18 protein-coding genes are annotated in these 14,107 nt (G+C 72.9%); 17 read left to right on the plus strand and 1 reads right to left on the minus strand.

All coding sequences use genetic code 11. The features are described 5' to 3' along the window. Nucleotides 1-220: 220 nt before the first annotated feature. The 3 genes from DJ017_RS10440 to DJ017_RS10450 all read left to right on the plus strand — a co-directional run bounded on the left by DJ017_RS10440 (nucleotide 221) and on the right by DJ017_RS10450 (nucleotide 3,856). Entirely contained in the window at nucleotides 221-2,176 is a 1,956-nt protein-coding gene (locus tag DJ017_RS10440; protein WP_111528666.1) for a ParB/RepB/Spo0J family partition protein, read from the plus strand. A gap of 380 nt (nucleotides 2,177-2,556) precedes the next feature. Next, nucleotides 2,557-2,868: a DUF736 domain-containing protein gene (locus DJ017_RS10445; protein ID WP_111528667.1), complete on the plus strand. Its 312-nt coding sequence runs from the start codon at nucleotides 2,557-2,559 to the stop codon at nucleotides 2,866-2,868. Nucleotides 2,869-2,941: 73 nt separating this feature from the next. Next, nucleotides 2,942-3,856 (plus strand): ArdC family protein, encoded by a 915-nt coding sequence (locus DJ017_RS10450; protein WP_111528668.1) that lies wholly within the window; start codon nucleotides 2,942-2,944, stop codon nucleotides 3,854-3,856. Between the two features lie 24 nt (nucleotides 3,857-3,880). On the opposite strand, the gene DJ017_RS10455 is transcribed toward DJ017_RS10450, so the two are convergent. After that, a complete protein-coding gene (locus DJ017_RS10455) occupies nucleotides 3,881-4,213 on the minus strand; it encodes a hypothetical protein (protein WP_111528669.1) in 333 nt (110 codons plus the stop codon). 175 nt (nucleotides 4,214-4,388) lie between these two features. Between DJ017_RS10455 and DJ017_RS10460 the strand changes: the two genes are divergently transcribed. The 14 genes from DJ017_RS10460 (at nucleotide 4,389) to DJ017_RS10520 (ending at nucleotide 14,103) form a co-directional block, all read left to right on the plus strand. Further along, nucleotides 4,389-4,595: a helix-turn-helix domain-containing protein gene (locus DJ017_RS10460; RefSeq protein WP_111528670.1), complete on the plus strand. Its 207-nt coding sequence runs from the start codon at nucleotides 4,389-4,391 to the stop codon at nucleotides 4,593-4,595. Between the two features lie 57 nt (nucleotides 4,596-4,652). Next, nucleotides 4,653-4,913 (plus strand): DNA -binding domain-containing protein, encoded by a 261-nt coding sequence (locus tag DJ017_RS10465; RefSeq protein WP_111528671.1) that lies wholly within the window; start codon nucleotides 4,653-4,655, stop codon nucleotides 4,911-4,913. A gap of 88 nt (nucleotides 4,914-5,001) precedes the next feature. Next, on the plus strand, nucleotides 5,002-5,256 hold the full coding sequence (locus DJ017_RS21040) for a transcriptional regulator domain-containing protein (protein WP_227000097.1): 255 nt from the start codon (nucleotides 5,002-5,004) through the stop codon (nucleotides 5,254-5,256). Between the two features lie 115 nt (nucleotides 5,257-5,371). Further along, entirely contained in the window at nucleotides 5,372-5,782 is a 411-nt protein-coding gene (locus DJ017_RS10470; protein WP_111528672.1) for a DUF2285 domain-containing protein, read from the plus strand. Nucleotides 5,783-5,902: 120 nt separating this feature from the next. Then, nucleotides 5,903-6,175, plus strand: a complete 273-nt coding sequence (locus DJ017_RS10475) for a helix-turn-helix transcriptional regulator (protein WP_111528673.1) — start codon at nucleotides 5,903-5,905, stop codon at nucleotides 6,173-6,175. Nucleotides 6,176-6,188: 13 nt separating this feature from the next. Then, nucleotides 6,189-6,716: a DUF2840 domain-containing protein gene (locus tag DJ017_RS10480; RefSeq protein WP_227000098.1), complete on the plus strand. Its 528-nt coding sequence runs from the start codon at nucleotides 6,189-6,191 to the stop codon at nucleotides 6,714-6,716. Beyond that, nucleotides 6,713-7,234: a S26 family signal peptidase gene (locus DJ017_RS10485; RefSeq protein ID WP_111528674.1), complete on the plus strand. Its 522-nt coding sequence runs from the start codon at nucleotides 6,713-6,715 to the stop codon at nucleotides 7,232-7,234. Before DJ017_RS10480 ends, DJ017_RS10485 begins: the two co-directional genes overlap by 4 nt. Nucleotides 7,235-7,355: 121 nt before the next feature. Next, nucleotides 7,356-8,000: a lytic transglycosylase domain-containing protein gene (locus DJ017_RS10490; RefSeq protein ID WP_227000099.1), complete on the plus strand. Its 645-nt coding sequence runs from the start codon at nucleotides 7,356-7,358 to the stop codon at nucleotides 7,998-8,000. A 247-nt stretch (nucleotides 8,001-8,247) separates the two neighbouring features. Further along, nucleotides 8,248-9,963 carry a DUF3363 domain-containing protein gene (locus DJ017_RS10495; RefSeq protein WP_111528676.1) on the plus strand — a complete coding sequence of 572 codons (1,716 nt, stop codon included), beginning with the start codon at nucleotides 8,248-8,250 and terminating at the stop codon, nucleotides 9,961-9,963. 11 nt (nucleotides 9,964-9,974) lie between these two features. Then, complete coding sequence (locus DJ017_RS10500; protein WP_111528677.1) at nucleotides 9,975-11,945, plus strand: conjugal transfer protein TraG; 1,971 nt, start codon at nucleotides 9,975-9,977, stop codon at nucleotides 11,943-11,945. Between the two features lie 4 nt (nucleotides 11,946-11,949). Further along, nucleotides 11,950-12,369, plus strand: a complete 420-nt coding sequence (locus tag DJ017_RS10505) for a ribbon-helix-helix domain-containing protein (protein WP_111528678.1) — start codon at nucleotides 11,950-11,952, stop codon at nucleotides 12,367-12,369. 200 nt (nucleotides 12,370-12,569) lie between these two features. Continuing rightward, on the plus strand, nucleotides 12,570-13,520 hold the full coding sequence (trbB, locus tag DJ017_RS10510) for a P-type conjugative transfer ATPase TrbB (protein ID WP_193540007.1): 951 nt from the start codon (nucleotides 12,570-12,572) through the stop codon (nucleotides 13,518-13,520). Continuing rightward, entirely contained in the window at nucleotides 13,517-13,837 is a 321-nt protein-coding gene (locus DJ017_RS10515; protein WP_111528680.1) for a TrbC/VirB2 family protein, read from the plus strand. Before trbB ends, DJ017_RS10515 begins: the two co-directional genes overlap by 4 nt. Beyond that, nucleotides 13,837-14,103, plus strand: coding sequence for a VirB3 family type IV secretion system protein (locus DJ017_RS10520; protein ID WP_111528681.1), 267 nt, complete (start codon nucleotides 13,837-13,839; stop codon nucleotides 14,101-14,103). The genes DJ017_RS10515 and DJ017_RS10520 overlap by 1 nt, the downstream gene beginning before the upstream one ends. Nucleotides 14,104-14,107: the final 4 nt, after the last annotated feature.

Below are 14,107 nucleotides of genomic sequence, written 5' to 3' on the forward strand. Positions count from 1 at the left end.
ATTAGGCTCGTGGCTTAGGGCTCCGCCCTCGGCGCGCTTCGGAGCGGCTTCCGCCCAGCTTCGGTCCCCTTAGCCGGGCGCCAGGACCTGCAGGGCCGTCAGGGGCCCTGCAGCCGGTTCCCCGCGAAGCCGCCCCTCCGCTTGCACACCCGGTCTCGCCGACGGGCAGGGCCGCAGGCGCGCGCTTGGCGCCTGCAACCCTGACCCAAGGAGCTGACCCATGACCTCTGAGACCGTGACCCCGTCCGGCGCCATGATCGAGGTGCCGCTCAACAAGCTCAAGACGTCGCCGCGCAACGCCCGCAAGACGCCGCACAGCGAGGCGGCGATCGAGGCGCTGGCCGCCTCCATCGCCGCCAAGGGTCTGCTGCAGGCGCCCGTGGTGGAGCCCGAGCTGGACGCGGCCGGCGCGCCGACCGGCTGCTATCTGGTGACCATCGGCGAGGGGCGTCGGCGCGCGCTTCGGCTGCGCGCCCAGCGCAAGGAAATCCGCAAGACGGAGCCGGTGCGCTGCGTGGTCGACACCGCCCACGACCCGCACGAGATCAGCCTGGACGAGAACGTCACCCGCAGCGACATGCACCCGGCCGATCAGTTCGAGGCCTTCCGCGAGCTGGCCGAACGGCGGGGTTTTGGACCCGAGGAGATCGCCGCCCGCTTCGGGGTCTCGGCCCACGTGGTTCGCCAGCGGCTGCGCCTCGCCGCCGTCTCGCCGAAGCTGATGGCGATCTATCGCGAGGACGGCCTTACCCTCGACCAGCTGATGGCCTTCGCCGTCAGCGAGGATCACGAGCGCCAGGAGCAGGTCTATGACCAGCTCAGCTGGAACCGCTCGGCCCCGGTGATCCGCCGGGCGATGACCGAGTCCAAGGCCCCCGCCCATGACCGTCGCGCGGTCTTCGTCGGGGCCGAAGCCTATGCGGAGGCCGGCGGGACCCTCCTGCGCGACCTCTTCACCGAAGACGGCGGCGGCTGGTTCGAAGACGTGGCCCTGCTCGACCGGCTGGGGCTCGAGAAGCTGGAGGCCCTGGCGGTGGAGGTCCGCACGCGCGAGGGCTGGAGGTGGTCCAGCGCGGCGCTGGACTATCCGCACGGGCACGGCTGTCGGCGGGTCTACCCGCGCGCCATCGAGCGCAGCGAGGCCGAGCAGGCGCAGATCGCGGCGCTCTCGGCCGAATTCGACGCCCTGGTGAGCCAGTGGGAGAGCGCCGACGACCTGCCCGGCGAGGTGGACGCCCGGCTCAAGTACCTCGACGCGGCGCTACAAGCCTTCGGCGAGCCGGTCGCCTATGATCCCGAGGAGCTGGCGCGCGGCGGCGTCTTCGTGGTGCTCGGCCACGACGGGGCGGCCCGCATCGAGCGCGGCTTTATCCGGCCGCAGGACGAGCCGCCGGCGCCCGGTCCCGAGGCGGCCGGCGAGGGCGAGGATGCGGGCGCAGCCGGCGCCGGGGAGGGGGCGCTGGACCGCCCGGAAGACTCCGCTGAGGACGAGACCGCCCCCCTGTCCGAGCGGCTGGTGCTGGAGCTGACGGCCTATCGCACGCTCGGCCTGCGCGAGGCCCTGGGTTCTGATCCGACCCTGGCGCTGACGGCCTTGGTCCATGCGCTGGCGCTGCGGACCTTCTATCCGCCTTACGACCAGCCGACCTGCCTCGACGCCAAGCTGGTCTCGGCCTACCTCGACGGGCACGCGCCGGGCGCCGGCGAGAGCGCGGCGGGACAGCGGATCGCCGAACGGCACGCGGCCTGGGCGGCGCGGCTACCGCGCGAGGCGGGCGAGGCCTGGACGTTCGTGCGCGCGCTCGACGGCGGGGCGCTGCTCGATCTCCTGGCGCATTGCGTGAGCCTGGGCGTGAACGCCGTGCGCAATCCCTTGGATCGGCGGCCCGGCGCCTGGAGCCACGCCGACGCGCTCGCCGAGGCGGCGGGGCTCGACATGCGGCTGACCTGGACGGCGACGGCTGAGACCTATTTCGGCCGGGTCACCAAGGCGCGCATCCTGGAGGCCGTGCGGGAGGGGGCCGGCGACGCGGCAGCCGAACGGCTGGCCGGGCTCACCAAGCGCGAGATGGCGCAGGCCGCCGAACAGGCGCTGGCCGGAACCGGCTGGTTGCCGCCGCTGCTGCGAACCGCCCTGCCGGCCGCCGAGATCGCGGCGTCGCTGGCGGCGGAATAGCCTGACATCGCACGACTGAGCGCCTGCGCCGAAGCTTGCGGCGCGGGCGTTCTATTTGGATGGGCCGAGGGGCTGCCGGGCAGGGCGGCTGCTGTCGCCAGACCGGCGCCGACGCGGCCTCTCGAAGGCTGGATCTCAGCCGAGGATGCGGGCTTCGCCCCGGCAGTCCCCGCAACCGCCGCCTCCCGACTTCTTTCCCCTGCCGCCTCTTAGGCCTTCGGCCGTCCGGCGGTATTCCTCGCGCGACAAACAAGTCTCCGGCGGCGGTCCTTCGCTGACGCTGCGGCGCCTGCGGCGTGCGGGGCCTCGGCCGCCCTCGTCCTGCCGATCGCCATCGAGGCCGCGATGGGCGCGGCCCAAGGACGACAGGAGACTTCCCCATGGCGACCATCGGCACCTTCCACAAGACCGAAGACGGCGCCTACACCGGCGCGATCAAGACGCTCAGCCTCAACGTCAAGCAGGCGGCCTTCCGGCCCAACGCGAGCGAGAACGACAAGGGCCCGGACTTCCGCATCTTCGCCGGCCAGACCGAGTTCGGGGCCGCCTGGAAGCGGACCTCCCGCGACAACCGCGACTATCTCTCGGTCAAGCTCGACGACCCCAGCTTCCCGGCCCCGATCTACGCCAGCCTCGTGGACGCCGAGGATGGCTACAGCCTGATCTGGTCGCGCAGCCGCGCCGCCGAGTGAGCGCGCCGCCCGCCGCCCCGCCGGCGCGGGGCGGCGGCCCCCCCGCCAAAATCCCATCTTCAAGGAGCCCGCCATGTCGCGCGCGCCCACCCAAACTCGCCCCGATCTCTACGCCCGCGTCACCGACGCCATCCTCGCCGATCTTCGCCGCGGCGTGCGGCCCTGGACCAAGCCCTGGTCGGCCGAACATCTCGCCGGCCGCATCACCCGGCCGCTCCGCGCGACCGGCCAGCCCTACAGCGGGATCAACGTCGTCCTGCTCTGGGCCGAAGCTGTCGCGCGCGGATTTTCCGCGCCGATCTGGATGACGTTCCGCCAGGCGCTGGCGCTCGGCGCGCACGTGCGCAAGGGCGAGCACGGCGCGACCGTGGTCTACGCCAACCGCTTCACGCGCACCGAGACCGACGATAAGGGCCAGGACGTCGAGCGCGAGATCCCCTTCCTCAAGGCCTACACGGTGTTCAACGTCGAGCAGATCGACGGCCTGCCCGGGCACTTCCACGCGACCGCCGGGCCGCAGCTCGAGCCGCAGGCGCGCATCGCCCACGCCGAGGCCTTCTTCGCCGCCCTGGGCGCCGAGATCCGGCACGGCGGGACCAGCGCCTACTACGCGCTCCATCCCGACCATGTGCAGATGCCGCCCTTCGAGAGCTTCCGCGATCCGCAGAGCTATTACGCGACGCTCGCGCACGAGTGCACCCACTGGACGCGCCACCCGAGCCGCCTCGACCGCGACTTCGGGCGCAGGGCCTGGGGCGACGAAGGCTACGCGCGCGAGGAGCTGGTCGCCGAACTCGGGGCCGCCTTCCTCTGCGCCGACCTCGGCCTGGCGCTGACGCCGCGCGAGGACCACGCGGCCTACATCGAGAGCTGGCTCAAGGTCCTGCAGAACGACAAGCGCTGCATCTTCAGCGCCGCGGCGCACGCCCAGCGCGCCTGCGAGTTCCTGCACGGCCGCCAGCCGGCGCAGCGGGAGCGGGCCGCCTGACGGCGGCCCTGACCGCTCACGCGGCTAGCGTGCGACGCTCATCACCACCCCGCCGGCGGCGATCAGCAGCCCGCCGATCAGCACCGGCGGGGATGGCGGCGTGCGGAAGACGAGGAGGTTCATCAGCTGCGCCGCCAGGAAGAACAGCACGACATAGACGCCGAGCAGGCGGCCGAAGTCCCAGGGCGGGGCGTTCACGACGAGCCCGTAGCTTGTCAGCACCACGCCGCCGAGCACGATCAGTGCGATCCGCCAGCGTCCGTCGCCGGCGTGCAGGCCGCTGCGCACGAGGGCGTCCCCGCCGGTCTCCAGCAGCGCCGCGAGGACCAGCAGGAGAAGCGCGGCGGTTTTGCTCATCGTCAGCTGATCCTCGTGCGGCCCAGGCCCGGCCTGGCGACGGGCCAATCGCCGCCGCGCGGGGAGCATGGGCGGACTCGCCGGATCGCGCACGCGGCCGCATTGCGGCTGCCGCCGCGCGAATTCCAAGTATACTTGGTGGAGCGCGAGGGCCGCCGACGCTCGCCTGCGGGTGATGAGTCTGCGCGCCATCCTCGCCCGAAATCTGCGCCAGCTTCGGCAGGCCAAGGGCTGGTCCCAGGAGGAGATCGCCGCGCGTGCCGACATCACCGCCAACTACGTCAGCTCGCTCGAGCGCGAGGAATACGCCGCCTCGCTCGACGTCCTCGAGGCGCTCGCCGCCGCGCTCGGGGTCGAGCCAATCGAGCTGCTGCAGAAATAGCGCCCCGTTAAGCCCTGGGTTGTACCGGGCCTTTTGCGGGCGCCGTAGGCTCACGGCATGAACCCCCTGGGCCTTCAGGAGCGCGCGCCCGCGGGCGAGCTCACCGACTATGATCGGGAGCACGCCGCCCTCTATTTGCGCCTGCTGGACGCCGAGGCCGCGGGCGCCGATTGGCGCGAGGTGGCGCAAGTCGTCATGCGGCTCGACGTCGGCCGTGGCGTCGAGAAGGCCCGGCTCATGCACGCCACGCACCTGGCGCGTGCGCAATGGCTGCGCGACGAAGGCTATCAGCACTTGCTCCGGCTCAGCGAAAGCTGAGCTGTACAGGCGACTCAACTTTAGGCTTCACACAACCGACACTTGTGTTCTTTAATCGTTACGCTGTGGGGGCGCGGCTCTTGGAGGAGTGCGCGCTTTGAGTGACGAGGACTGGCGCTCAGAAGAGCGCTACGCAGGGTTGGGCGCGCTGTCGCCGACGGATCTGGCCTGGGAGTTCCTGCGCCGGAATCCCGCCTATCAGCACGAGTTTCGCACCTGGATAAAGGCAGGCTCCGACGAGGCCGAGCGCGCGGACTTTGCGCCTTGGGCTCGTTGGGGCCTGAGCTTTCGCCGCCGATCCCGCAGTCTCCGCGTGCGCCCAACTGGTCCTCTGGCGGCCTGAGGTCTACGCGCGCACCGTCGTCCTGACGCGCGCCGCTCACCCGGCGCCCGATGCGCTGCGCTTCGACCCGCGCCGCTGGCCTGGAACCTATGTCGCCCGCCAAGGCGCCGACGGGGTGCATGCGCTGCTGCGCACGCCAACCGAGGCGCACCGGCTGTGGATGCCGACGCCGCTCCGCTGCGGCGATCCGATCGCCTGCGTGGTTCCGTCCGGCGGCGAGGTCAGCGTCGCAACGACGGCGGCTTTGCAGTTTCTGCGGCGCCTGAGCGGACAGACCGAACGCGCCGAACCGCGCTTGCGGGCGCACGACCAGCGCGCGCAGATGAGCCTCGTCGCGCTCGATGAGCACCGCGCCGGCGCCACCTACCGCAACATCGCCGAGCGGCTCTACGGCGCCGCGCGCGTCGCGGCCGAGGACTGGCGGACCTCGGCGCTGCGCGACAGCACCATCCGCCTGGTGCGCACCGGCGAGCGCCTGGCGCGCGGCCATCACCTGCAGCTTCTGGGGCGCAAAAGCGAACTCTAGCGGAAGGCGAAATCGCCCTGGCGCGGTTCGCCATCCCCTCTGGGTGCGATCTTTCGCCACGCTCTCCGAGGTCACGCCGCCGGTCGCCAGGGCGCCCGGGACGGACCCTGGAGCTGCACGATGAACGACGTCGCCGCCGCCTTTCCGCCCCGCTTTCTGCGCACCCCCGAGGCTGCGCGATTCCTCGGCCTGTCGGGGCGGACGCTGGAAAAGCATCGGACCTTCGGCACCGGCCCGACCTACCGCAAGATCGGCGGACGCGTGGTCTATGCGCTGGACGACCTGCAGTCCTGGGCCAATCGCGGCGCGGCGGTCTCGACCTCCGATCCCGGCGCGGCTGCGGTGCATCCCGCGCGCCGGATCGACGAGCCGCGCTCCTGGGCCAAGCCGTGAGCCGGCGCCAGCCATGTCGCTCTCCATGCCGCCGCCGGGCCTCAGCCCCGCGGAGCCGAACGCCGCGCCGGGGCTCGATCCCCGCCTGACCTATGTCGAACTGGTGTGGATCGAAGGCCGCATCGAGCGCTGGATCCGCTTCGGGACCGAGGTCTTCGAGCAGATCCTCGACCGTCGCCGGCGCCTGCTCGGCTTCGCCCCCGGCGCCGTGTTCGCCTTCGTCCGCTGGCGGGCGGGCGGGCGCGGAACGGTGCTCTCGCGGATCGACATCCTGCGCGCCGTGGGCGGGGACGCGGGCTGCTCGACGGTCCCCGGCGTCACGCCGGGTGGCGAGGTCCTGTTGCGGCAGTCCGGCTGGCCCAGGGTGCAGCGCGTCCTGCAGCTGATCGACGCCGTCGAAGCCCTCGGCGTCGCGCCGCAGTACGTCGCCCCCGATCACTGGCGCCAGGCGCAGAACCGTCTGGCCGCTGGACGGGAGCCGGAGCCCTACACGCCGGCGCGCCACCGCGCCTGGCTCCTGCGGCGTCAGGTGCTGTCATGACCGCGCGCCGGCGTCTGGCGCTGACGGCGCTCGCCGCCTGCAGCGGGATCGCCGCCGCGGCGCATCCGAACGCGCGCCCAGCGCTCCTCTGGAACACCACCGCCAGCGCGCCCGAGGGTCTCTATGCGCTACGCCCGATCGCCCGTCCCGGCGTCGGCGACTGGGTCGCCGCGGCGCCGCCGCCCCTGCTTGCGGCGTGGCTGGACCGGCGCGGCTATCTCCCAGCCGGCGCGCTCTTGATCAAGCAGGTCGCCGCCGTGCCGCCGAGCGTGGTCTGTCATGACGGGGCCGGGATCTCGATCGACGGCCGCCGCCGCGCCCACACCGAACCCGCCGACCGCTACGGCCGATCCTTGCCGAGCTGGCGCGGCTGTCGGCGCCTCGTGGACGGCGAGGTTTTCGTTCTGAACCGCGCCCGGGGCTCCCTCGACAGCCGCTATTTCGGGCCGCTGCCCAGCGCCGCGATCGTCGGACGCGCCGTTCTGCTGCTCGTCTGGGGAGGCGGTCATGACGCCTGATCTGAGACGTCCAGCTCCTTTGTTCGACCGAACAAAGAAAGACGGCCGCTCCTTCGTCCCGACCAGCTTCCGCACGGCCGCCGCGCGCAGCGGCGGTCCAGGGCGGCCGTCAGGCCGGCGCGTGAGCGCCTTGCCCTGGACGGACGCGAGCCCGGCGGCACGCTGGCGGCTGATCGGGGCCGCAGCGGTGCTGCTGAGCCTGGGTTTGCTCCCAGACCGCGCGACCGGGGGCGACCTCACGTCCGCCGACGTGCCGCAGATCATCCGCGAAGCCGCCGACCGGTTCGGGCTTCCGGCGGGTTGGATCGCCGCGGTCATGCGCCGGGAGAGCGGCTTCGATCCGCGTGCGGTGAGCCCCGCCGGCGCGCTCGGCCTGATGCAGCTGATGCCGCAGACCTACGCCGAGCTGCGTAGCCGCTACGCCCTTGGGGATGATCCCTTTCTCCCGCGGGACAACATCCTGGCGGGCGCGGCTTACCTGCGGGAGATGTACGACCGCTTCGGCGCGCCGGGCTTTCTCGCCGCCTACAATGCGGGCCCCGGCCGTTACGCCCAGCACCTCGCCGGCCGCGCGCTGCCGGCGGAAACGCGGTCCTATGTGGCCCGCCTGGCGCCGCTGATCGGCGGCGCGGCGACCGAGACGCGGCCGCCGGCGGCGTCGAACTTCGTGGATCTCACGCCCGCGTCGGCGACGCCCGGAACGGCGGATGAGGCCGCAGCCGACAGTCTTTTTGCGCCCCTTACGCCGCGGACGACCAGGCCATGACCGGGATGCGCCCACGTCGCGCCCTGTCGCAGCCCATCGCGCGCTTGGCGGAGAAGGCGGTGGCGATCCCCCGAAGGATGGGCCGATGGCAAGATAAAAGGCGCACGGTGCGGGCCTCGGTTTGGGGTGGAAAGCACAACGAATTCAAAGGGGTCGTCCACCGTGCGCCGCGGCGGCCTGCGGTGGGCTTTTCGCCAAGTCCCTGGCGCGGCTCGAAAAAGCGCACGGTGCGGGGGCGGGGGGCGGCATGAGCGAGGACGAGTTCCGTCTCCGCGTCGGCCGCATCCGTGCGCGCGGCGTGAACGGCCCGCGCACCTTCGTCGGCGTGGCGCTGGCCGCCGCCGCGCGCGCCGGCGGTCTCGGCCGGGGGAGCGGCGCGGGCGCCGGGGGCTTCGGCGCCGGCCGCGCCCCCGCGCTTAGCGCGCAGCATCGCCTCGGGGGAAGTCCCCGCCGGGTGGTCGTGAAGGCGCGGGTGGTGCGCCAGGCAGGTCGGGGCGGCGCGCTCGGGCTCCACCTCGGCTATCTGCAGCGCGAGGGCGTCACGCGTGAGGGTGAGCGGGGCGAGCTGTTCGGGCCCGACGGAACCCCAGCCGAGGGCGCGGGCTTCGCCGCACGCTGCGCCGAGGACCGCCACCACTTCCGCTTCATCGTGGCGCCGGAGGACGCCGAGCAGATGCTCGACCTGAGGGCCTTCGCGCGCGACCTGATGCGCCAGGCGGAGCGGGATCTCGGGACGAGCCTCGACTGGGTGGCCGTCGACCACTGGAACACCGCCCAGCCGCACCTGCACATCCTGGTCCGCGGCCGGCGCGACACCGGCGAGGACCTGGTGATCGCCCGCGATTACATCGCCGAGGGCCTGAGGGCCCGCGCCCGCGCGCTCGTCACCTTGGAGCTCGGGCCGCGCAGCGAACGCGACATCGCCCGAGCGCACGATCGCGACGTCGCCGCCGAGCGTTGGACCGGCCTCGACCGCGACCTTACGGCGCGGGTCGACCGCCAAGGGCTGGTGGACGTGCGCGCCGATCAGCGGAGTCGCGACCCGCGCGGCCTGGCGCGGCTCGCCCGATTGCGCACCCTGGCGCGGCTCGGCCTGGCGGGGGAGGCGGCGCCCGGTCGCTGGCGGCTGGCGGCCGACGCCGAGCCCACGCTGCGCGAGCTCGGCCAGCGCGGCGACGTCATTGCGCGGATCCACCGCGCGCTCGCGACCGACGGCCGGGAGCGCGACCTCTCGGCCTATGTGCTCGACAGCCAAAGCGACGGCCTGGTGGGCCGCCTGGCCGGGCGCGGTCTCGACGACGAGCTGCGCGGCAGCGCCTACGTCGTGATCGACGGGCTGGATGGGCGGACGCACCACCTGCGGCTCGCCGATCTCGCCGACGCCAGCGACGCCCCGCCAGGCGCCATCGTCGAGACGCGGCGCCTGGAGCGGGCCGGCGGCCGCAGCCGGCTGGTGCTGGCCGTTCGCTCCGACCTCAGCCTCGCCGACCAGGTCAGGGCTCCGGGCGCGACTTGGCTCGATCGCCAGCTGGTCGGCCGCGCGCCGGCCGGCCTCGGCGAGGGCGGCTGCGCCGAGGAGGTCCGCGAGGCCCTGGCGCAGCGCACCGACGAACTGGTCGCCCGCGGGCTGGCCCGCCGGGCCGGGGGGCGCGTCCTCTTCGCCCGCGATCTCCTCGATGGCTTGCGCCGCACCGAGCTGGACGCCGCCGCCGGTTGGCTCGAACGCGAGACCGGGTTGGCCCGCCTGGCCCTGGAGCCCGAGGGCCGCGTCGCCGGGATCTATCGCCAGCGTCTCGACCTGGCTTCCGGCCGCTTCGCCATGATCGACAGCGGCCTCGGCTTCACCCTCGTTCCCTGGCGGCCGGACCTCGAGCCGCATCTCGGCCGCGAGGTCGAGGGGCGCGCGAACCCCGGCGGGGGGATTGTCTGGAGCTTCACGTTGAAACGCGGCTTGGGCCGCTGACGGAGGCCGTCATGAACGGATCCAAGGTGATGTGGGCGCAGCTGGCGCTGGTCTTCGCGATCATCGCCGCCGGCGTCTGGGCGGCCACCGAATGGTGCGCCTGGCGCCTGGCCTTCCAGCCGGAGCTCGGGCGGCCCTGGCTGCGCCTGGCCGGCTGGCCGGTTTATGCGCCGCCGGCCTTCTTCTGGTGGTGGTTCGCCTTCGACGCTTACGCACCGAAGGTCTTCCTGCAGGGGGCGGAGATCATCGTGGGCGCCGCGGCGGCCGCGACGAGCGGGGCGCTGGCGCTCTCCGTCTGGCGGGCGCGGGAGTCCCGTTCGGTGACCACCTATGGGTCGGCCCGCTGGGCGCGGCGGCCCGAGATCGCGGCGGCCGGCCTGCTGGGCGAGGACGGCGTCGTCCTGGGGCGCTGGGGCGGGGCCTACCTGCGCCACAACGGCCCGGAGCACGTCCTCTGCTTTGCGCCCACCCGCAGCGGCAAGGGGGTGGGCCTGGTGGTGCCCTCGCTCCTGACCTGGCCGGGCTCGGTGATCGTCCACGACATCAAGGGGGAGAACTGGCAGCTCACCTCGGCCGGCCGGGCGCGGATCGGCCGGGTGCTGCTGTTCGACCCGACCAACCCGAAGAGCTCGGCCTACAACCCGCTGCTGGAGGTGCGCCGCGGGGCTGCCGAGGTGCGCGACGTGCAGAACGTCGCCGACATCCTTGTCGACCCGGAAGGGGCGCTGGAGCGCCGCTCCCACTGGGAGAAGACCAGCCACAGCCTGCTGGTGGGGGCCATCCTGCACGTGCTCTATGCGGAAGCCGACAAGACGCTGTCGGGGGTGGCCGCCTTCCTCTCCGACCCGCGCCGGCCGATCGAGACGACTCTGGGCGTGATGATGCGCACGCCGCACCTCGGCGAGCGGCCGCATCCGGTGGTGGCCCAGGCCGCGCGCGAGCTGCTCAACAAGAGCGAGAACGAACGCTCGGGCGTGCTGTCGACGGCGATGTCCTTCCTGGGCCTCTACCGCGACCCGGTGGTCGCCGAGGTGACCTGCCGCTGCGACTGGCGGATCGCCGACCTGGTCGACGGCGCGCGGCCGACCAGCCTCTATCTGGTGGTGCCGCCCTCGGACATCAGCCGCACCAAGCCGCTGGTCCGGCTGATCCTCAACCAGATCGGCCGACGGCTCACCGAGGACCTCGCCGCCGGCGGCGCGCGGCACCGGTTGCTCCTGATGCTGGACGAATTCCCCGCGCTCGGCCGGCTCGACTTCTTCGAAAGCGCGCTGGCCTTCATGGCGGGCTACGGGCTGAAGGCCTTCCTGATCGCCCAGTCCCTCAACCAGATCGAGAAGGCCTACGGGCCGAACAACGCGATCCTCGACAACTGTCATGTGCGCGTGGCGTTTGCGACCAACGACGAGCGCACCGCCAAGCGGGTCTCGGATGCGCTGGGGACCGCGACCGAGCTTCGCGCCATGAAGAACTACGCCGGCCATCGGCTCTCGCCCTGGCTCGGCCACCTGATGGTCTCGCGCCAGGAGACGGCCCGCCCGCTGCTGACGCCCGGCGAGGTCATGCAGCTGCCGCCGCAGGACGAACTGGTCCTGGTCTCCGGCGCGCCGCCGATCCGCGCGCGCAAGGCGCGCTACTTCGAGGATCCGCAGCTGCGGCGGCGGATCGGGCGGGCCGAGGCCCCGGCCGTCGTGCCGTCGTCCGCCGACGACTGGTCCGGCCGCGCGACGATCACACCCGCTGATCTGGCGCGGAAACCCCGCCGGCGAGGCGAGCCTGCCGCGGACGGCGGTCTCGGGCGCGAGCCGGAGCTTCCGTTCGAGCCGCCGCCTCCGCCGCCGCGCGAGTCCCAGGAGGTCCCGTTCTTCGACCTGGAGGAGGGCGGCGAGGACGAGGCGGGGCAGGCCGCGGAGCTGCAGCGGCGCTTCGGCCGGGTCGCCCGTCAGGCCGCGCTCGATCCCGACGACGGCATGGAGCTGTGAGCCTGTGCCCAAGCAGAAGTTTACGGTCTACCTCGAGGAGGAGACGCTGGCGGCGCTGGAGGCGTTCGCCGAGCGCCGCGGCAAGTCCCGCTCCCTGGTCGCCGAGGCCGCGATCGCCTCCTTCGTGACGCTCGACGCCGCCGAGCGGCAGGAGGCGGCGATCACGCGCCGGCTCGACCAGCACCTGCGCGCGGCCGAGCGGCTGGAGCGCAACCTCGGCATATCGATCGAGATGCTGGCGCTCTTCGTCCGCCATTGGCTGGCGACGACGCCGGCGCTGCCGGAAGAGGCGCTCGCCGGAGCCCAGGCCAAGGGCAAGGCGCGCTACGAGGGCTTCGTCGCGGCGCTGGGCCGTCGGCTGGCGCGCGGCGCGAGCTTCACCCGGGAGATCTCCGAGGAGGTCGGCGGGCGCGAGCCGTTGTGAGCCGCGGGACCGCGTCAGTCCTGCCGCCGCCCGTCAGTCATCGCGCGCGGCGGCCCTACTACGCCGAAAGGTCTGTTGAGCCGGCGCAAAAGGCGCGCTCATTGATGCGCCCATCGAGGCCGCGGTGTGTGCGGCAGATGGGAGCTCATCCGGTGAACCCAGAGCCGATCCGCAACGAGGTGCTGGTCCGCAGCTCTCGCATGCTGCGCACGGCGCTGGGACCTGAGATCGCCGGCTGGCTGGACGACCCGCAGGTCGTCGAGGTGATGCTCAACCCTGACGGCCGGCTCTGGCTCGATCGGCTGACCACGGGCCTGGAGGCGACCGGCTGCGGCCTTTCGGCCGCGGACGGCGAGCGCATCATCCGGCTGGTCGCCCATCACGTCGGCGCCGAGGTGCATGCGGCAAGCCCGCGGGTGTCCGCCGAGCTGCCGCAGAGCGGAGAGCGCTTCGAAGGCCTGCTGCCCCCGGTGGTCGCCGGGCCCGCCTTCGCGATCCGCAAGCCGGCCGTGGCGATCTTCAGCCTCGAGGACTACGTCGCGCGCGGCGTCATGGGCGCGGCCCACGCCGAGGCGCTCCGGCGCGCCGTCGCCGATCGGCGCAACATCCTGGTGGTCGGCGGCACCTCCACCGGCAAGACCACCCTCGCCAACGCCCTGCTCGCCGAGGTCGCCAAGGCCGGGGACCGCGTCGTGCTGATCGAGGACACCCGCGAGCTGCAGTGCGCCACCCCGAACCTGGTGGCGCTTCGGACCAAGGACGGGGTGGCGGGGCTGGCCGAGCTCGTGCGCGCCGCCCTGCGCCTGCGTCCGGACCGCATCCCGATCGGCGAGGTGAGGGGGGCCGAGGCGCTGGAGCTCCTGAAGGCCTGGGGCACCGGCCATCCGGGCGGCGTCGGCACGCTCCACGCGGGCTCCGCCCTGGGCGCGCTTCGGCGGCTGGAACAGCTCGTCCAGGAGGCCGTCCCGATCGTGCCGCGCGCCCTGATCGGCGAGACCATCGAGCTGATCGCCGTCCTCGCCGGCCGCGGCGAGACCCGGCGGCTCACCGAACTCGTCTTCGTTGAGGGCCTCGATGCCCAGGGTGGTTACCGCCTCACGCCCGTCATTCCCCAGACGGCCCTCCTCCAGTCCCCCGGAGATCCCGCATGAACCGGTCCCGCCCGCGGCGGCTGCTCGCGCCCCTCGCTACGCTTGCGGTCGCGCTCGTCACGACACCCGCCTATGCGGCCGGCTCCTCCATGCCCTGGGAGGCGCCGCTGCAGAAGATCCTCGATTCCATCGAGGGGCCTGTCTCCAAGATCATCGCGGTGATCATCATCATCATGACCGGCCTGACGCTCGCCTTCGGCGACACCTCGGGCGGGTTCCGGCGGCTGATCCAGATTGTCTTCGGCCTGTCGATCGCCTTCGCCGCCTCCAGCTTCTTCCTGTCCTTCTTCAACTTCGGCGGCGGGGCGCTGATCTGATGGACCCGACCGCCACGCCGGGGTTCGAGGCTCCCGTGCACCGGGCGCTCACCGAGCCGGTCCTGCTCGCCGGCGCGCCGCGCGCCTTTGCGATCCTCAACGGCACCCTGGCCGCCGCCATCGGGCTTGGCCTGCGCCTCTGGTTTGCGGGCCTGGCGCTCTGGCTGATCGGCCAGGCCTTCGGCGTCTGGGCCGCCAAGCGCGATCCGCACTTCGTTGAGGTGGCGCGCCGGCACGTGCGCATCCCGCCGCATCTCGAGGTCTGAAGCT

Origin of the sequence: Phenylobacterium soli, assembly GCF_003254475.1 — a bacterium.
In the GTDB taxonomy this organism is placed as follows: Bacteria; Pseudomonadota; Alphaproteobacteria; order Caulobacterales; family Caulobacteraceae; genus Phenylobacterium; species Phenylobacterium soli.